Here is an 18316-nt window from a genome sequence, read left to right as displayed (position 1 = left end):
AAGTGAATAATTCTATGAGTACAGGTCTCTATCGGCTGGACGAGTTTAAAGATAACTGTGGATTTGGTTTGATCGCTCACCTTAAGGGCGACAAAAGCCATAAGTTATTGAAGACAGCAATCGAAGCCCTGACATGTATGACCCACCGTGGTGGTATTGCCGCTGACGGAAAAACGGGTGATGGCTGTGGCTTACTATTACAGAAGCCCGACGGCTTTTTGCGTGCAGTTGCTAAGCAGGATGCGAACATGGAGCTATCTGCCAGTTATGGTGTTGGCTCGATTATGCTTAACCGCGATGAAGAAAAAGCGGAAGCGGCAAAAAAGATTGTTGCTGAGGAGTTGGCGGCACAAGGTCTGACTGATATCGGCTGGCGGGAAGTTCCGACAGATTCGGCATGTCTAGGGCCCATCGCGCTTGAGTCATTACCTTATATTTATCATGTCTTTATCAATTCCGAAGGCTTAACCGATCAAGAGTTAAACGCCAAGCTCTTTGTCGCTCGTCGAAAATCAGAGATACGTTTAGCCAGTGACGATGCTTTTTATGTGGCAAGTTTAAGTAGTCAGGTGTTGTCCTACAAAGGCTTGATGATGCCGGTGGACCTCCCTCGCTTTTATGCCGATTTGGCTGATGAGCGGTTGGAAACAGCTATTTGTGTATTCCATCAACGTTTCTCGACCAACACTTTACCTAAGTGGCCGTTGGCTCAGCCTTTCCGTCTGTTAGCCCATAACGGTGAAATCAACACAATTATGGGCAACCGCAACTGGTCGGTTGCGCGTACCAAAAAGTTCCAGACAGACCTGCTTCCTAATTTGGAAGAAATTGTGCCTTTGGTTAATCGCACCGGGTCAGATTCTTCAAGCCTGGATAATATGCTTGAGTTGTTGCTTATTGGTGGTATGGATTTACACAGGGCAGCAAGAATGCTGGTTCCACCTGCCTGGCAAAATGTTGAGCAGATGGATCAAGACCTCAAAGCTTTTTATGAATATAACTCGATGCACATTGAGCCTTGGGATGGCCCTGCCGGCTTGGTGCTTACAGATGGTCGATATGCCGTATGTACCTTGGACCGCAATGGTTTGCGTCCCTCTCGTTGGGTTATTACCAAAGACGACATCATTACCGTTGCATCCGAGATTGGTGTATACGACTACAAGCCAGAAGATGTTGTGGCAAAAGGTCGTTTAGGGCCTGGGCAGATTTTATCGGTTGATACCGAAACCGGGACCCTTAGTCATACAAAAGATATCGACGAACAATTAAAAAATGGTCAGCCATATCAAGAATGGTTGTCGAAAAATGCCATCCGTATTGAATCCAAATTGGACAGTGATACTCCTGAAAATGGCATGAATGAAGCGGAAGTCAGCACCGCTATGAAAATGTACCAGGCCACATTTGAAGAGTGTGATCAGGTGTTGCGACCACTTGCAGAAGCCGGTCAGGAGGCCGTTGGCTCCATGGGCGATGACACTCCCATGGCTGTGCTTTCCGAAAAGCAGCGTTCTCCTTATGAGTATTTCCGTCAGCAGTTTGCCCAGGTAACCAACCCGCCGATCGATCCATTGCGAGAAGCCATCGTCATGTCATTGGAGACATGTATAGGCCGTGAGCTTTCAGTTTTCGATGAGACCGAAGAGCACGCAAACCGGGTAATTTTAACCAGTCCGGTGTTGTCCCCTGCCAAGTTCCGCGCTCTAACCACGCTTAAGCGTGCGGGACAAAAAGTGCAATCATTTAGTTTGCACTATGATGCAAGCACGCTGAACCTGAAGCAGGCGATCGAGCTGTTATTGGAAGAGATCGTTGCAGCCGTTAAGTCCGGTGTGAGTATGGTTGTTCTAAGCGATGCCAATATGGAGCAGAGTAAGCTTCCCATTCACGCAATGCTAGCGACGGGTGCAGTTCATCACCGCTTGACCAAAGAAGGTCTGCGTTGTGATGCCAATATTGTGGTTGAAACAGGGACTGCCCGAGATTCACATCATGTGGCCGCTCTGATTGGTTATGGCGCCACAGCGGTATACCCGTATCTCAGCTACTACATTCTGAATCGTATGATCAACTCTGGTGAGTTGCGTATCAGCACTGATGATGCCTACAAAAACTACCAGAAAGGTATCGATAAAGGCTTGTTGAAAATCCTGTCGAAGATGGGAATTTCAACCATCGCATCGTATCGTGGTGCGCAATTATTTGAAGCCATTGGCCTTGCAGAAGACGTAATCGAAGAGTGTTTTGCCGGTACTGCGAGCCGTATTGGCGGTGCTTCGTTTACCGATTTGGAAGCCGATCAAAAGGTGTTGGCAAAGTCTGCCTGGAAAGCGCGTAAGCCGATTGAGCCGGGTGGTTTGTTGAAATACGTTCACGGCCAGGAATACCATGCTTTTAACCCAGATGTCGTCAAAGCATTACAGAATGCGGTGCAATCTGGTGATTACTCCGCGTGGCGAGATTACGCTGCTTTAGTTAATGAGCGTCCATTTGCCACATTGCGCGATATGCTGAAGCTGAAAGAGGTTGAGTCTATCCCGCTTGACGATGTTGAACCCATGGAGTCGATTGTTCGACGTTTTGACTCTGCGGCAATGTCACTAGGTGCTTTGAGCCCGGAAGCTCACGAGGCGCTTGCTGAAGCCATGAACACCCTTGGAGGCCGTTCAAACAGCGGTGAAGGTGGTGAAGATTCTGCTCGTTTTGGTACAAACAAAGTATCCAAAATCAAGCAAATCGCATCCGGTCGTTTTGGTGTGACGCCACACTACCTGGTCAACGCAGAAGTTTTACAGATTAAGGTTGCTCAGGGTGCGAAGCCTGGTGAAGGTGGTCAGCTGCCTGGTGGTAAGGTAAATGATCTTATTGCTCGCCTGCGTTTCTCTGTTCCAGGCGTAACCCTTATTTCTCCTCCGCCACATCATGATATTTATTCCATTGAAGATTTGGCGCAGCTCATCTTCGATTTGAAGCAGGTAAACCCGGATGCACTCGTGTCTGTGAAGCTTGTTTCTCGCCCTGGCGTGGGTACTATCGCTGCGGGCGTAGCGAAAGCCTATGCTGACTTGATCACCATATCTGGTTATGACGGTGGTACCGCTGCAAGTCCTCTTACTTCGATTCGTTATGCAGGGTCTCCTTGGGAGTTGGGATTATCGGAAACCCATCAGACTCTGCGTGCCAACGACTTGCGTGACAAGGTTCGAGTGCAAACGGATGGTGGTTTAAAGTCTGGTTTGGACGTGATTAAAGCTGCCATTCTTGGTGCCGAAAGTTTTGGTTTTGGCACTGCACCAATGGTTGCATTAGGTTGTAAGTACTTACGTATCTGTCATTTGAACAACTGTGCGACGGGCGTGGCGACTCAGCAAGACAAGTTGCGTAAGGATCACTATATAGGCACCGTGGAAATGGCGAAGAATTTCTTCCGCTTTGTTGCTGAAGAAGTGCGTGAGTGGATGGCCAAGCTCGGTGTTCGCACTATGGACGAGCTTATCGGTCGAGTTGATTTGCTAGAAGCTATTGAAGGCAAAACCGCTAAGCAGCGCAATATTGATTTGAGCCCGATTGTATATACAGATGAGTTTCTACAGACAAAACCTCAGTTCTGTACAGAACCGAAAAACGCGCCTTTCGATCAGGGTGAATTGGCTGAACGGATGGTTGCTGAAGTTTTACCGGCAATTGATGCGAAGTCTGGTGGTGAATTTGCGTTTACTGTTACCAACTGCGATCGCTCAATCGGTGCTCGCATTTCCGGTGAAATCGCTAAGCGTCATGGCAACCAAGGTATGGCGGACAAGCCAATTAAGTTGAATTTGACAGGTGTTGCTGGCCAAAGCTTTGGTGTTTGGAATGCCGGTGGCTTGGAAATGTATTTAGAAGGGGATGCTAACGATTACGTTGGTAAAGGTATGGCTGGCGGTAAATTAGTAATTCGCCCACCCAAAGGTTCCTCTTTCTCCAGTAAAGACACAAGCATTATGGGTAACACCTGCTTGTATGGTGCGACAGGCGGTAAGTTATTCGCTTCTGGTCGTGCTGGTGAGCGCTGTGGTGTTCGTAACTCTGGTGCCCATGTTGTTGTTGAAGGTGCTGGGGATCACTGTTGTGAGTACATGACTGGTGGTGTGGTAACGGTGCTGGGTGAAACCGGTCTTAACTTCGGTGCAGGTATGACAGGTGGTTTTGCATACGTTCTAGATGAGAGCAATACCTTTGTCGACAAGTACAACCATGAATTGGTGGAGATTACTCGAGTCAATACTGAAACCCTTGAGGCGCATCGGAACCATCTGCGTGGTGTTATCGAAGAGTTTGTTGCGGAAACAGAAAGCGAGTGGGGTAAGACCCTTCTTGAGAAATTCAATGATTACGTTGGTAAGTTCTGGTTGGTTAAGCCTAAGGCGACAAATCTGGATACTTTATTAAACAGCGTAAAAAAGCGCGGTGAGTAAGCGAGAGCTTACTCTAGCAATACATAGTTGTAGAGGCTGAGAACTATGGGTAACCGTTTACATAACGATTTCCAATTTCTTGATGTTGGTCGGAAGGATCCTGATAAAAAGGATGTTTCCACCCGAAAAACAGAATTTGTGGAAATCTACAAACCCTTCACCGAAGAGCAGGTTGCTGACCAATCTGAACGGTGTTTAGGCTGCGGTAATCCTTACTGTGAGTGGAAGTGTCCCGTTCATAACTATATTCCAAACTGGCTGAAGCTGGTTGCAGAAGGCAATGTGATGGAGGCGGCAGATCTTTGTCATCAAACCAACTCTTTGCCCGAGGTTTGTGGTCGTGTTTGCCCTCAAGATCGTTTATGTGAAGGTGCGTGTACCTTGAATGATGGTTTTGGTGCGGTAACCATCGGTAATACTGAGAAATATATTACTGACACAGCTTTTGCTTTGGGCTGGAAGCCGGACATGTCAAAAGTGGTATGGACGGATAAAAAAGTCGCGGTTATTGGGGCTGGCCCCGCTGGTTTGGGGTGTGCAGATATCCTAGTCCGCAACGGTGTGAAACCTGTGGTGTTTGATCGTTATCCTGAAATTGGTGGGCTGCTGACGTTTGGTATTCCTGAATTCAAATTAGAAAAAACCGTCATGTCTCGTCGTCGTGAAGTTTTCACCGAAATGGGTGTGGAATTCCGATTAAATACCGAAGTGGGTAAAGATATTTCCATAGAAGAAATTCTTGAAGAGTATGATGCGGTATTCATGGGTATGGGGACCTACACCTACATGAAAGGTGGTTTCCCTGGAGAAGACCTTCCTGGTGTTTACGACGCACTTCCATTTTTGATTTCTAACGTTAATCGTAACTTGGGTTTTGAAAAAGACGCCTCGGAATTCATTAGCGTACAAGGTAAAAAAGTGGTTGTCCTCGGTGGCGGTGATACCGCTATGGACTGTAATCGCACCTCTATTCGTCAACAGGCAGAGAGTGTTACTTGTGCTTATCGTCGTGACGAAGAAAATATGCCTGGTTCTCGCCGTGAAGTACAGAATGCCAAAGAAGAAGGCGTTGAGTTTTTATTTAACCGTCAACCTATTGCGATAGTTGGGAAAGATAAAGTCGAAGGGGTTAAAGTTGTAACCACTCAGCTTGGTGAGCCAGATGAAAATGGTCGACGTAGACCCGAACCTATTCCCGGTAGCGAAGAGGTTCTTCCTGCGGATGTTGTATTAGTGGCATTTGGTTTTAAACCCAGCCCGGCTCCATGGTTTGAAAAGCATGGTATTAAGGTTAATCACTGGGGTGGTGTTGAGGCGCCAGAAAAACAGCAGTACAAGTTCCAAACCAGTAATTCGAAAGTATTTGCCGGTGGTGATATGGTTCGTGGTTCTGACCTTGTGGTAACAGCTATTTGGGAAGGGCGTGAAGCTGCTGAAGGTATTTTGGAATATCTCGATCTTTAATTTCCGGAGCCTTGATTGTCGCTGATTTGTCCTTCCAGGAGAGTTTTGTACAAGCTCTAGAAATTGGTGAAATCCAGTTTGTTTAAATGCCTGATTTACTAATCAGGCATTTTTTTATGGCATAAACCATTTTCTTTGAGAATGGTTATACAGCAGTTGTGGTGAGTATTTTCTTACTCGATCGACAGGTTTTCTTCAAATATAAACGCTTAAATCGGACCAGCTTATGATTGAATTAAAAAACGATCGCTTTTTACGTGCGTTACTTCGTCAGCCTGTTGATGTGACCCCCGTTTGGATGATGCGTCAAGCAGGGCGCTATCTACCTGAATATCGAGCGAGTAGAGAAAAAGCTGGCAGCTTTATGGATTTGTGTACTAATCCTGAAGCTGCTTGCGAGGTAACTCTTCAGCCTTTAGAACGTTACCCGCTTGATGCTGCAATTTTGTTTTCAGACATCTTAACGATTCCAGATGCAATGGGTCTCGGACTGTATTTTGAAACAGGCGAGGGGCCAAAGTTTAGAAAGCCCGTACGTACTGCAGCAGACATCGAAGCGTTAGACGTTGTAAATGTTGAGCAAGACCTAAGTTATGTGGTGGATGCGGTTACGACTATTCGCCGTGAACTAAAAGGGCGTGTGCCGTTAATCGGTTTCTCTGGAAGTCCGTGGACCTTGGCAACCTACATGATTGAAGGTGGCTCCAGTAAAGATTTTCGCCGGGCTAAAGCGTTGTTATTTGACCAGCCTGAGTTAGCCGAACAGCTATTGGATAAGCTGGCTGACTCAGTTATCGCTTACCTAAATGCCCAGATATTGGCTGGAGCCCAAGCTGTTCAGATTTTTGATACTTGGGGAGGGGCGCTATCTCATGCGGCGTATCAGGAATTTTCTCTGAAGCCTATGAAGAAAATCGTCGATGGCCTGATAAAAGAAAATGAAGGTCGGCGGGTTCCCGTTATTCTGTTTACCAAGGGCGGTGGCCAGTGGTTGGAGTTAATGGCCAATACCGGTGCGGATGCTTTAGGGTTAGATTGGAGTACCGATATCGGCTTGGCTCGGCAACGCGTGGGCGACAAAGTAGCGCTGCAAGGTAATATGGATCCTTCCGTGCTTTATGCTTCTCCGAAGAGGATTCGTGAGGAAGTGTCGCAGATCTTGTCGCGTTTTGGTCACGGTAATGGGCATGTTTTTAATCTTGGTCACGGTATTACACCAGAAGTCGATCCGGCAAATGCAGGTGCGTTTATCGAGGCGGTGCACGAGCTTTCTGCTCAATACCATAACAGCTAATATATATCTAAAAGTTATAGGTTAAAAAGTGGTCAGCAAACCCAGTTAAGAGTTTTTAAAAGCCACTTGTCATAAGGCTTTACTTTCTGATGGGTGCTTAGTTTATAATCATTCCTAACTGAAAGTGTGGTTCTACGCCAAGAAGGTTATCAGAAAACCCGATGGCAATCTGATTTTGGAGTTGGTACTTGGGTGTTAAACAGGTAAAAGTTGCGGTAAACGAGTTGACTGTGGGCATGTTTGTCTCCGGTCTGGATCGGCCGTGGACGCAAACTCCATTCCCTTTGCAGGGTTTCTATATTCGTGATTTGGATGAAATTAAAGAACTGAAGGTTCACTGTAATTTTGTCTACATTGACGTTGCCAAAGGTGCCTCACCGGTTAAAACCAAACTGCATAAGCTTTCTGATAAAGCCGGTTTGACTAAACGCAATAGAGCACCGAGAAGTACGCGTGTTGTCGATGTCGCTCCACTTAAGATTCGCCGTGATGTCTATTCCGAAGTTACTCCAATCGAAAAAGAAATTGGCAAGGCACGTGAGCTTCACCAGCAAGTCTACGACGCAATTGGTGATGTCATGGCCCAGGTGGACAGGGATCACCACGATGTTCCCCTGAGTGAAACCAAGCGTGTTGCCAGTCATATGGTGGACAGTGTTCTTCGAAGCCCAGATGCGTTTACCTGGCTTTCTCGTGTAAGAGAAAAAGACGAATATACCTATAGTCATGCGGTTCGTTCAGCCGTTTGGGCTATTTTATTTGGCCGTCATATTGGTTTACCAAAAGTCGATCTCGATGTTTTGGCAATGGGTGTACTGCTGAAGGACATTGGTAAAACCAAATTGCCGCAGCATTTATTGACTAAGAAAAAACGCACGGATACGGAGCAACAGGCTTACGAAAAGTTTATTGATTACGGTGTAGAAATCCTTCGTAAGATGCCGGATGTTAAACCGAGAGTAACCTCTGTAGTGAAGACACACTGTGAGCGGGTAAACGGTAGTGGATTTCCCCAGCATTTGGTTGGCGATAAAATTCCGTTGCTTGGCAAGATTGCAGGGATCGTGACTTTCTATGATGAGACAACAAATCCCCGCGGTGAATCCCAACCTCTATCTCCGTCGAAAGCCGTTGCTAAGCTCTACGAACTTCGTGAAGTTGAGTTTCAGGAAGAACTGGTTGTCGAATTTATTCGTGGTATTGGCTTGTATCCAACAGGGACCCTGGTTGAGTTATCTACAGGAGAGGTTGGTGTTGTTGTTGAGCAAAACTTTGATCGACGGTTGAAGCCGAAAGTGATGCTGGTTCTGGATTCTGTAAAAGAGCACTTGTATGAGCCTGTGTTATTGGATTTGGCAGAGGACGACAGGCATAAACAACATATGGTCGATTCCGGGAAATATCACCCATCTGAAATTACACGAATTGATATCGCACAGGATTTGGAGCCTGGCGCGTATGGGATTGATATTGCCAGAGTTCGGGATGACTACATAGATAAAAAAATGGGTAAGGGACTTATCTCGTTATTAAAGCGCAGCAAGGCCAAGTTGTTTAACCGCTAGCTTTCTCTTTTTCTTCCATCATTAACATCATTCGTTTTCTGGCTTTCCCCCAGCGGTAGTTGCCTATGATACCGCTTTTTAATATGACCCTATGGCAGGGAATAATAAATGAGATTGGGTTTTGCCCAACGGCGCTGCCCACTGCTCGTTGGGCTGCAGGATTACCAATCGTGTTGGCGATTTGTCCGTAGGTCACTGCAGAACCTGGGGGAATCTTTAATAGTGCCCGCCATACATTTATCTGGAAGTTAGTGCCTTTAACCCAGAGGGAGAGAGGTGTCTGTAATGGCTTCTTCTGTAAAGAGGAAAACACATTTTCAGCTAATTGCGTGGCCTGGCTAAGGTTTTGCGTAAGCTCTGCTTTAGGCCACATTTTTCTTAAACTGTTTAATTCCGTCTCCGCTGTCGAGTCAACAAAAAATAATTGGTGAATGCCCTTATTAGTCCAGCACAGAAACACTGTTCCGAACAGGCTTTCCACTACCCCCCACTCAAACCGCATTCCTTGTCCTTGGGATTTAAATTCTCCCGGTGTGATTGCTTCTAAGGTGACAAAGTGGTCATGCAGCCGAGAACCACTTGAAAGACCTGTTTCAATACTGGTGTTTAACGTTGAGCTTTGAGAAAGAAGCTGTTTGGCTGATTCCAGAGTCAAACTTTGCAGAAATGACTTGGGGCTAATACCAACATATCTGGAAAAGGTTTTGTGAAAGTGGGACGAGCTAAGCCCTACATGCCTGGATATATCTTCGAGTTTCGGCTGTTTATCTTCGTGTTGAACCAGAAAATCAATGGCTTGCGAAATGCGCTTTAGGTTAGTGTGGTTGTTCATGCTTATGTCTCACGAATTTACCACTAATGTGAACTATGCCAAAAGCGCTTTCAATCCGTTTCTTACTCTTGGATCGGGGAGGAATTATGCTTGCCTATGAGCTGGCCCATTCGTACAGAGTCGTCAGCACTTAAGGCGGCTTCCCATTCCATGCTGTTTTCCGGGAATAACATAATCACGGTGGAGCCGAGTTTAAAACGGCCCATCTCCTGGCCTTTTTTCAAGCGTATTGGTGACTGGTAATTATAGTTTGTGACTTGAACTTTTCTGCCTGCAGGAGCAATTTGTCCTCCCCAAACTGTATCAATAGAAGCCACAATCATTGCACCAACGAGAATAATCGCAACTGGTCCAAATTCGGTCTTAAAAATAGTGACTACCCGCTCGTTGCGTGCGAACAGTCTTGGAACGCTTTCCGTTGTGGTTGGGTTTACTGAGAAGAGAGCGCCAGGGATGTGGTGCATGGATACGAGTTCACCATCGATAGGCATGTGTACCCGGTGATAATCTTTGGGGGAAAGGTATATGGTGGTGAATTGGCCGTTAGTGAATTTTTCGGCCAAGTGTTTATCTCCGCCAAGCAACTCCGCGGTGGTGAAGTCTCTCCCTTTGGCTTGAAAGATTCTTCCTTCCTCGATTTTTCCTACCTGGCTTATTGCTCCGTCCGCTGGGCTGATAATACCGTTATTTTCCGGTGCAATTGGTCTGGCTGTTGGTTTAAGTTGGCGGCAAAAAAAGTCGTTAAAGTGTATAAATTGTTTTCCATCTTCAACCAAAGATTCTGACATATCAACATCGAATTTTTTGATGAAGTTGGTAATTAATAAATTCTTTAGCCACTTTATTTGGGATCTCGCAAAAAAACCCACAAGTCGCGATAGTGCGTGCTGCGGGGTTATATATTGCAATACGATAAATGCTGTTTTTTTCAGGGAATGACGGATTGTTTCTGATTTGCTCATGTGTTTACAAACTGGTTTTCGAATTATTGATCTTGCTGAACCAAGGATGATTCAATAGGCGTGTCCGGATGATTTCCCCACTCGGCCCAGGAGCCGTGATAGCCTCGGATATTAAAATCCAAAAGTCGACCGACTAAATAAGTAAATCCGGATCGATGATGGGTTTGGCAGTGGGTGATGATGTCTTGACCTTTGCGAATGCCGAGCATGGCAAGGCGAGCTTCAGCGTCGTCCCGGATTCTGTAGCCATTTTCCGGGTCCATAAGACTCGTCCATTCGCAGTTTACGGCACCAGGAATATGACCGCCCCGTTGAGCAAACACTTTTTCTCCCCGGTATTCTTCCGGGCTTCTTGCGTCCCATATGGCAAAATTATCTTGGCCTAGGTTAGCCAGTATGTCAGGAATTTCTGCGATAACTTGTGTATTGATTGCAATGTGAGGGGAGGTGGGCTCGGCTCTGTTTGCTGTCGCTTCAAGCGCTAACCCTTCTGCTCGCCAAGCCAGAATGCCACCGTTAATGTAGGAATAGTGTCTATGGCCTATGGCGTCCAGTGTCCAAATAAAACGGCCTGCCCAACCACCGCCTTCATCGTCGTAAACAATGAAGTGGGTATTGTCTTTTAGACCAAGAAAGCCCATTACCTTTTCCAGCTGTTCTTTGCCGGGTAGTTTTCCTGGTACAGGGGGTTGACCAGAGATTATTGCCTGTGGCGGAAGATGGATTGCCCCGGGAATGTGCCCTGCCTGATAAGACTGCTCTGAGCTTAGATCTACAATACGTAGATCTACCCCTGCGAGGGATTTATTCATGAGTTGGTCATGAAATGCTCTGGGCTCGATAAGCAGAGGAAGCGCATTTGTCATACTTATTGTCTTCTGTGTATTAGTGACGTGGGCGTTGGATTGTGACTTCATCCAAGCTATTCAGAATACGTTTATAACTCGCAAAACGTTCTTGTGAAACTATTTTTTCCTCTAAGGCACGATTAATTGCGCAACCGGGTTCTTGTTCGTGCGAACAATCACGGAATTTGCATTCGCCTTCGAGACTTTTCAGTTCTCTAAAGCCGGCCAAAACCTGGTTAGAGGTAAAGTGCCAAAGACCGAACTCTCTTATCCCTGGAGAATCTATACAGCTACCACCCTGAGCAAACTGGTAAAGTTGTGAGTGCGTTGTGGTGTGTCTGCCCTTATTGACCTGATCGGATAGGTCACCAATTTTGATTTCTTCATCTGGCAGCAGTTTTTTGATTATTGAAGACTTTCCAACGCCAGATTGACCAACAAAAATGCTGGTCCCCTGGGATAAATACTGACTTAGCGGTTTAAAACCATCGCCTGCTTTTGCGGAAACAAAAAATACTTTGTATTCCAGCTCTTGGTAGAGCTGAGTGATCTGTTCTATTTTTTCCGCCTGTTCTCCAGCAATAAGGTCTTTTTTATTAATTAGAATAATTGGCTCGATACCGGTGTTTTCTCCCGCGACCAGATATCTATCGATTAGATTCGGGTAGGGTTCTGGAATCGGGGCGATGGTTATCAGCATGAAATCGACATTAGCGGCCACTAATTTCAATTTACCGTAACTGTCCGGGCGAACCAGTTCGGTTTTTCGCGGCTCGACAGAAACAATTACCCCATTGCCTTCGTGTTCGCGATAGACAACCTGATCTCCTGTAACAATGCTTTTTACATTCGCTCTGACAAAACAATGGATGATTTGTTGTGAATTGCCATTATGCGGTGAAACCAACACTTTTTTTCCATGGTGAGCAACTGCCTGTCCAATCAGCTCCGGACCGAGCTGGTCATCGGGCGTTAATTCGGTTTGTTCTTTCGCGCGGTTGAGTCGGGCTTGCTGTTGCTCTCGAATTCGACGGGATTGTTGTTTCGTTAGCTTTCTTTTAGTCATGGGTAAGGCGGCTGTCTTCTTTGATTTCGATCCATAGTTTCATGTTTGCTAAGTACTCACCCGATATTGCTGATAGAATTCTAGAACATGTTAAATTTGTGTTAACAGATTCAATTGAACGCCTATTGTAGTGCAATGTGACGGAAAAAGTTATGCAAAGCAGTGAAAGCAATCTGATTTGGATTGATTTGGAAATGACCGGCTTAAACCCGGAAGAAGATGTGATTATTGAAATCGCGACTATTGTGACCGATGCAAACTTGAACACTCTTGCCGAAGGGCCAGTGTACGCGGTACATCAGCCTGACAGTATTTTACAGCAGATGGATGAGTGGAATACCAATCAGCATGGGAAGTCTGGTCTAACTCAAAGGGTTAAAGAGAGTCAGATCTCAGCTCAACAGGCTGAGGCAGATACCATTGCGTTCTTAAAACAATGGGTTCCTCAAGGAAAATCTCCGATCTGTGGTAATTCCATCTGTCAGGATCGTCGCTTTTTGGCTAGGCATATGCCGGATCTGGAAAACTATTTTCATTACCGGAACCTGGATGTCAGCACACTAAAAGAGCTGGCTGCACGCTGGAAGCCGGATTTACTCAAGGGCTTTAAGAAAAGCTCAACCCACCTTGCTTTGGATGATATCCGAGACTCCATAGCGGAACTTCAATATTATCGAGAGCACTTTATTGTCACTTAAACGTTGTTTTTGATAGCAATTGGCAAAACCCTCTTGCCAAAGGAGGGCTTTATCTGAACTTTGTTCAAGCATTTTTTGGAGCTGCTTACAGCAGGGTATGTGTAGTAACGCTGCCACGTAGCCCGCATGGCTGTAAGGTTATGTTTTTTTGTTTTGTCGTAAAAATCATTTATATAACGAAAGGTCATTAACGTATTTATTGACAAAAATGTGAACTGGCGCAAAGCTCAGTATATGTGTTTACCACTCGAAGGAATGAGACTATGTCATATTCAGTCACTTCTCATACAGGCGTTGAATCAGGAACGATGAAGCGCAACCGCCGGCGAGGCGAGGCGCCAATTCCCCATAATGTGGATAGGTACCTGAACGAAGACCAGTTGATGTCACTGCGGCAAATGGAGTCTTTTGGTTGGGAGCTCGCATTTATTCGTCGTCCACTTTTCCAAGAGCCCATTGCGGTTGTATCCAATTCTGATCACACCAATTTCGGTGTTTTGGAACTGGATGGTTCCATTAATACGAAGCCAGACATTGTGATACGGCATTAGTTGTGTCGCTTTTGGCCGCTTTGCCCGTTATCTGAGCAAGGCGGCGGGTTTACTTCGCTCTGAACCTCATTTCGCATTATAATCCGCGGCCCTCCATTTGCCGTTTTTATAGGGTATCGCGGTGCGCTCGTATTTGCATTTCTTGTCATCAAGTTGGCCTCTTCTGGTCTTTGGTTTTATCACCGTGTTTTGGGGAAACCTGGGGCAGTCTTTCTTTATCAGCTGGTATGGAGAAAGTTTCCAGGCAAAACTGGGGTTAAGCGCTGCTGACTATGGTTCGACATACTCTATTGCGACATTGATCAGTGGCACTATGGTCATGTTTGTCGGTGGTTGGATTGACCGGATCTCGCTAAAAATCTTTGTTCTGTTTGTTGCGGCGGGGCTTTTCTCGGCCTGTCTTATGTTATCCATGGCGAACGCATACTGGATGCTCTTGGTTGGATTCTTCCTGGTCAGATTATTCGGCCAGGCGATGATGCCTCACACTGGGGTAACTACTATGGCGAGATGTTTTGAGCAAAACCGTGGGAAAGCGATTAGCCTGGCAACCTCGGCTATGCCTGTTGGTGAGGTGATTCTACCTTCGTTAGCGGTGTTGTTAATCGCATATATGGGTTACCAAAATTCCTGGTTACTATGGGCGGCTACCATTCCGTTAGTTATGCTTCCTGTCTCGTTTCTGCTGCTGAAAAAAAGTGAAAAGCTCGCTGGTGAAGCGTTACGGCCTCAATCCGATAAGAAAGAAGGGGATTCTTCGACAAAGGGCTCTATACGGGCAGAATTACTTCGTGACCCCCGATTCTGGAAAGTGATCCCTGTATTAAACTCCGCCCCTTTTGTGGTGACAGGTATTTTTATTCAGCAGAGCTTTGTCCTGAAAGAAAAAGGCTGGAGCCTGGAATGGTTCGCTGTGTGTTTTGCTTTCTACGGTGTGGTGCATTGGCTAAGCTCGATTACGTCCGGTATTTTGGTTGATCGATACTCAGCAAGAAAAATGCTGCGTTTCTTCCAGATTCCCATGATCTTTGCATTATTACTTGTCGCGTTCGTGGAAGGGCAGTGGGTTGCCTGGGGTATGTTGTGTCTAATTGGTATGACCATCGGCTGTGCTGGCCCTATATCCGGTTCGTTATGGGCTGAAGTTTATGGCACAGCCAAAATAGGTGGTATCCGTTCTCTGACAACCACGATTGTTGTTTGGTCGACATCGATTTCTCCTTTCGTGTTGGGTTATCTTATTGACCAAAACATCTCGTTACAAAATATTGCGATAGGAACCGCTGTGCTGCTTACCAGTTTTAGTGTGCTGTCGATTTTTTCATATAAGCCGGACTAGTTGGATGCATCTGGTTTTTTGATTTTTCGTTTTCGTTTTCTGTTTGGTGAGTGTTGTTGGGTTAAGGCCCAATCAATATGTTCGCGAACTAATTCGGAACAATGTGCTTTTTTCTGTTCGAGGGTGTGCCCGATTTCATTGTGAGATGGGGCGTTGCCTAATCCTACGGCCAGATTTCTCAACCAGTTTTGATAGCCGATCCGTCGTATCGGTGAGCCCGCCGTTTTATCCAGAAACTGCTTTTCATCCCAATTAAATAAATCAATCAATTCGCTGATATCTAATTGGTGTCGTGGATGAAAATCTGTTTCCTCAGTAAAGCTCGCGTATTTATTCCAGGGGCAGATAGCTTGGCAGTCATCACATCCAAATACTCTGTTACCCATTGGTTCGCGAAATTCTTCTGGAATGCTTCCTTTATTTTCGATGGTGAGGTAGGAAATGCACCGGCCTGCATCAAGCACATAAGGTTGTGGGAATGCATCTGTTGGGCACACTTTTAAGCAGGCTTCGCAGTCTCCACATTTGTTTTCTACTTTTTCTTCATTAACAGGAAGAGGAATACTGGTAAATATTTCACCCAGGAAAAACCAGCTTCCGGCCTCGGGGTGGATGATTAAGGTGTGCTTTCCCGTCCACCCCAGACCAGCCATTGCAGCGAGTGGTCGCTCCAATACCGGGGCGCTATCGACAAACGGACGCTGTTCCGGTTGTCCTTCATTAAGATGGGTTTCTGCAAATTGTTCAATTTTGGTCGCGATTTTCGCCAGGCGTTTACGAATGAGTTTGTGGTAGTCCCGACCAAGTGCGTAGCGCGATACATAGGCTTTGGTGGGGGATTTTAATATCTTGATTTGTTCCGTATCGGGTGGGAGGTAGTTCATTCGGAACGAAATTACCCGCTGGGTATTTGGATGGAGTAGAGCAGGAGAAAGTCGTTTCTCCTTATTTTCTGCCATCCATTGCATGTCTGCGTGATAACCTTTTTTTAACCATGCTTCATACGCCGGTTGTTCAGCCGTTAAATCCCCTTTAGTAATGCCGACTTGCTGGAAGCCTTCTTCTTTGGCCCAGTTTTTTATGGCGTTGGTTAATTGGTCAAGCTTGGAGGTGGACATACTTCAGTTTGGCGTTCTGTGTGGGTGCATATACTCGCACTTTGTCGATCACGTATAATGTGCGCCCAATATACCACCATTAAGGCGAATTATGGCCGTTAAGCTAAAGAGTTACACTTCTTCAGGGGAAGCACAGCTATCCAGATTGTATAGCGTGGACGAAGTTCGAAGCTTGGATAGTTACGCCATTAATCATCTAGGGATTCCGGGTATTCGATTGATGAAGCGCGCCGGACGTAGTTGCTTCGATGTGATTATGAATCGTTGGCCAGCGTTACGCAGCCTTACTGTTATGTGTGGTTCGGGAAACAATGCCGGTGACGGGTATATCGTTGCCGCCCTTGCTGCCCAAAGTGGTATTAAGGTCAAGGTGTTCAGCCTGGTTGACCCAGCTCGTCTTAGCGGTGATGCCCAGACAGCGTTTCACTACGCGCAACAAGAACGTGTCGAGGTGATGTCTTTTCCCGGACGGCAGCTTGAATTGGATGATAGCGAATTAATTGTTGATGGCCTGCTAGGAACCGGATTCAAGGGCGAGCTACGTGATAATTATGTTCAGGCAATTGATTGGATAAATGCGCAGTCTGTTCCGGTCGTTGCGCTTGATATTCCATCCGGGCTGGCGGGAGACACTGGTGAGCTTGCTTCAACTTGTGTCGAGGCGACGATAACCACTACTTTTGTCGGTATGAAAAAGGGGTTGCTGACAGGACGTGCCCCGAATGTAGTCGGTGAGTTAATCTTTTGTGATTTAGATGTTCCAGATGACGCCTATCAGGCAATCGAGCCTTCTTGCGTTCAAACTTCGACAACTCAGCTTTTTCCGAAACTCAACCCGAGACGTCCAGCCAGCCACAAAGGTTCTCATGGTCATGCATTGATTGTGGGTGGCAACAGTGGAATGGGGGGGGCGGCGATATTGGCGGCCGAAAGCTGTGCCCGAAGCGGGGCAGGATTAACATCGGTTGCAACGCGAGCAGAGCACGTACTTCCATTGCTTGCCCGTTTACCGGAAGTCATGGCTAAGGCAGTGTCGTCAGGTCACGATCTTGCGGATCTACTCTCCAGGCCGAAGGTCGTGGTGATTGGTCCAGGCTTAGGTCAGGGAGCCTGGGCGGAACAGATGTTACAGCAAGCATATTTGGCAAACCTGCCGATGGTTATCGATGCTGATGCTCTGAATTTGCTGGCTAAAGGCCGTGTCATCGGAAATTTACCTTGTCATCGGTGGGTCCTCACTCCTCACCCCGGTGAAGCGGCTCGGTTGCTTGATTGTTCACTTGAAGAAGTGCAGAAAGATCGTTTTTCCTCGACGCAAAAAATTCAACAGCGTTATGGCGGAGTGGTCGTTTTAAAAGGCGCGGGAACCATTATCGCGACGAGCAAAGGTGTGTTTCTGGCCAATGTTGGCAATCCCGGTTTGGCTGTTGGCGGAAGTGGTGATGTATTGAGTGGTGTTATCGGTGCGCTGATTGCTCAAGGGTTAGAGTTGGATGATGCGGCAAAACTGGCGGTTTGTGTGCATGGTGATGCGGCAGATATGGCTGTTGAAGATTTTGGTGAGCGGGGGATGCTCGCTTCAGATTTAATCCCTTACATTCGGGAATTGCTAAACTAATATGAATGAAAAAAAACTGACGCCTTGTGTAAGTTATCTGGCGGATGAGCAGGCAACCGTTGTGGCTGGTGCTGTCTTGGGGAAGGCCTTGAGTCAAGGTGGGGTGATATACCTTGAAGGCACTCTGGGAGCAGGCAAAACAACTTTCTGTCGAGGCGTGTTATCCGCCTTTGGTTATTCAGGCAGTGTTAAGAGTCCGACCTATACGCTAGTTGAGCCTTATGATTTACCGGGAATGCAACTTTACCATTTTGATTTGTATCGTCTGGCTGACCCGGAAGAACTGGAATTTATGGGAATACGGGATTATTTCAATAGCTCATCTATTTGTCTGATTGAATGGCCGTCAAAAGGGAAGGGGGCTTTGCCTCAGGCCGATTTAGTGGTAAAAGTAGAGCCTAAATTACCCGGGCGTGAGTTAACGCTTACCGCAGGATCAGCGAAAGGGGAATTCATTATCCAACAATTAGAGGGAGTGGCCCGGTAGTAGCTGGTGTGCTT

At 46.5% G+C, this 18316-nt stretch carries 14 protein-coding genes; 9 read left to right on the top strand and 5 right to left on the bottom strand.

Annotation, left to right across the window (positions count from 1 at the left end; all coding sequences use genetic code 11):
- The first annotated feature begins 14 nt into the window (after positions 1-14).
- The 4 genes from gltB to P5V12_RS14520 all read left to right on the top strand — a co-directional run bounded on the left by gltB (position 15) and on the right by P5V12_RS14520 (position 8783).
- Positions 15-4460 carry a glutamate synthase large subunit gene (gene gltB / locus P5V12_RS14535; RefSeq protein WP_316953805.1) on the top strand — a complete coding sequence of 1482 codons (4446 nt, stop codon included), beginning with the start codon at positions 15-17 and terminating at the stop codon, positions 4458-4460.
- Positions 4461-4505: 45 nt separating this feature from the next.
- The gene (locus tag P5V12_RS14530; protein WP_316953804.1) at positions 4506-5924 is read left to right on the top strand and encodes an FAD-dependent oxidoreductase; all 1419 of its coding nucleotides are present in this window, start codon (positions 4506-4508) and stop codon (positions 5922-5924) included.
- A gap of 226 nt (positions 5925-6150) precedes the next feature.
- Positions 6151-7218 carry a uroporphyrinogen decarboxylase gene (gene hemE, locus P5V12_RS14525; protein WP_316953803.1) on the top strand — a complete coding sequence of 356 codons (1068 nt, stop codon included), beginning with the start codon at positions 6151-6153 and terminating at the stop codon, positions 7216-7218.
- Between the two features lie 188 nt (positions 7219-7406).
- Entirely contained in the window at positions 7407-8783 is a 1377-nt protein-coding gene (locus P5V12_RS14520) for an HD-GYP domain-containing protein (RefSeq protein ID WP_316953802.1), read from the top strand.
- Here P5V12_RS14520 and P5V12_RS14515 read toward each other — a convergent pair.
- The 4 genes from P5V12_RS14515 to rsgA form a co-directional block, all read right to left on the bottom strand.
- Positions 8773-9615, bottom strand: coding sequence for a methylated-DNA--[protein]-cysteine S-methyltransferase (locus P5V12_RS14515; RefSeq protein ID WP_316953801.1), 843 nt, complete (start codon positions 9613-9615; stop codon positions 8773-8775). The two genes, P5V12_RS14520 and P5V12_RS14515, sit on opposite strands and share 11 nt — an antisense overlap.
- 62 nt (positions 9616-9677) lie before the next feature.
- Positions 9678-10547 (bottom strand): archaetidylserine decarboxylase, encoded by an 870-nt coding sequence (gene asd / locus P5V12_RS14510; RefSeq protein ID WP_316957438.1) that lies wholly within the window; start codon positions 10545-10547, stop codon positions 9678-9680.
- Between the two features lie 53 nt (positions 10548-10600).
- Entirely contained in the window at positions 10601-11443 is an 843-nt protein-coding gene (locus P5V12_RS14505; RefSeq protein ID WP_410483296.1) for a sulfurtransferase, read from the bottom strand.
- Positions 11444-11462: 19 nt separating this feature from the next.
- Positions 11463-12491 carry a small ribosomal subunit biogenesis GTPase RsgA gene (rsgA, locus tag P5V12_RS14500; protein WP_316953800.1) on the bottom strand — a complete coding sequence of 343 codons (1029 nt, stop codon included), beginning with the start codon at positions 12489-12491 and terminating at the stop codon, positions 11463-11465.
- Positions 12492-12643: 152 nt separating this feature from the next.
- On the opposite strand from rsgA, the gene orn reads away from it, so the two are divergent.
- The 3 genes from orn to P5V12_RS14485 all read left to right on the top strand — a co-directional run bounded on the left by orn (position 12644) and on the right by P5V12_RS14485 (position 15079).
- Positions 12644-13189, top strand: a complete 546-nt coding sequence (orn, locus tag P5V12_RS14495; protein WP_316953799.1) for an oligoribonuclease — start codon at positions 12644-12646, stop codon at positions 13187-13189.
- Positions 13190-13452: 263 nt separating this feature from the next.
- The gene (locus P5V12_RS14490) at positions 13453-13740 is read left to right on the top strand and encodes a hypothetical protein (protein WP_316953798.1); all 288 of its coding nucleotides are present in this window, start codon (positions 13453-13455) and stop codon (positions 13738-13740) included.
- Positions 13741-13861: 121 nt separating this feature from the next.
- A complete protein-coding gene (locus P5V12_RS14485) occupies positions 13862-15079 on the top strand; it encodes an MFS transporter (RefSeq protein ID WP_316953797.1) in 1218 nt (405 codons plus the stop codon).
- Here the strand turns inward: P5V12_RS14485 and queG are convergent.
- The gene (gene queG / locus P5V12_RS14480; protein ID WP_316953796.1) at positions 15076-16197 is read right to left on the bottom strand and encodes a tRNA epoxyqueuosine(34) reductase QueG; all 1122 of its coding nucleotides are present in this window, start codon (positions 16195-16197) and stop codon (positions 15076-15078) included. The genes P5V12_RS14485 and queG overlap by 4 nt on opposite strands.
- Positions 16198-16288: 91 nt before the next feature.
- Here queG and P5V12_RS14475 point away from each other — a divergent pair, with 91 nt between their 5' ends.
- Positions 16289-17815 (top strand): NAD(P)H-hydrate dehydratase, encoded by a 1527-nt coding sequence (locus P5V12_RS14475; protein WP_316953795.1) that lies wholly within the window; start codon positions 16289-16291, stop codon positions 17813-17815.
- A gap of 1 nt (position 17816) precedes the next feature.
- Complete coding sequence (gene tsaE, locus P5V12_RS14470; RefSeq protein ID WP_316953794.1) at positions 17817-18302, top strand: tRNA (adenosine(37)-N6)-threonylcarbamoyltransferase complex ATPase subunit type 1 TsaE; 486 nt, start codon at positions 17817-17819, stop codon at positions 18300-18302.
- Positions 18303-18316 lie beyond the last annotated feature (14 nt).

Origin of the sequence: Teredinibacter sp. KSP-S5-2 (assembly GCF_032773895.1) — a bacterium.
GTDB lineage: Bacteria > Pseudomonadota > Gammaproteobacteria > Pseudomonadales > Cellvibrionaceae.
The sequence above is the reverse complement of the archived record's forward strand: the minus strand, read 5'-3'. Positions and strand labels throughout refer to the sequence as shown.

What these genes read in the sequence shown, in the direction of transcription:
- gltB (WP_316953805.1), top strand. Translation starts at nt 15, where the DNA reads ATGAGTACAGGTCTCTATCGGCTGGACGAGTTTAAAGATAACTGTGGA.
- P5V12_RS14530 (WP_316953804.1), top strand. Translation starts at nt 4,506, where the DNA reads ATGGGTAACCGTTTACATAACGATTTCCAATTTCTTGATGTTGGTCGG.
- hemE (WP_316953803.1), top strand. Translation starts at nt 6,151, where the DNA reads ATGATTGAATTAAAAAACGATCGCTTTTTACGTGCGTTACTTCGTCAG.
- P5V12_RS14515 (WP_316953801.1), bottom strand. Translation starts at nt 9,615, where the DNA reads ATGAACAACCACACTAACCTAAAGCGCATTTCGCAAGCCATTGATTTT.
- P5V12_RS14505 (WP_410483296.1), bottom strand. Translation starts at nt 11,443, where the DNA reads ATGACAAATGCGCTTCCTCTGCTTATCGAGCCCAGAGCATTTCATGAC.
- rsgA (WP_316953800.1), bottom strand. Translation starts at nt 12,491, where the DNA reads ATGACTAAAAGAAAGCTAACGAAACAACAATCCCGTCGAATTCGAGAG.
- orn (WP_316953799.1), top strand. Translation starts at nt 12,644, where the DNA reads ATGCAAAGCAGTGAAAGCAATCTGATTTGGATTGATTTGGAAATGACC.
- P5V12_RS14490 (WP_316953798.1), top strand. Translation starts at nt 13,453, where the DNA reads ATGTCATATTCAGTCACTTCTCATACAGGCGTTGAATCAGGAACGATG.
- queG (WP_316953796.1), bottom strand. Translation starts at nt 16,197, where the DNA reads ATGTCCACCTCCAAGCTTGACCAATTAACCAACGCCATAAAAAACTGG.
- P5V12_RS14475 (WP_316953795.1), top strand. Translation starts at nt 16,289, where the DNA reads ATGGCCGTTAAGCTAAAGAGTTACACTTCTTCAGGGGAAGCACAGCTA.
- tsaE (WP_316953794.1), top strand. Translation starts at nt 17,817, where the DNA reads ATGAATGAAAAAAAACTGACGCCTTGTGTAAGTTATCTGGCGGATGAG.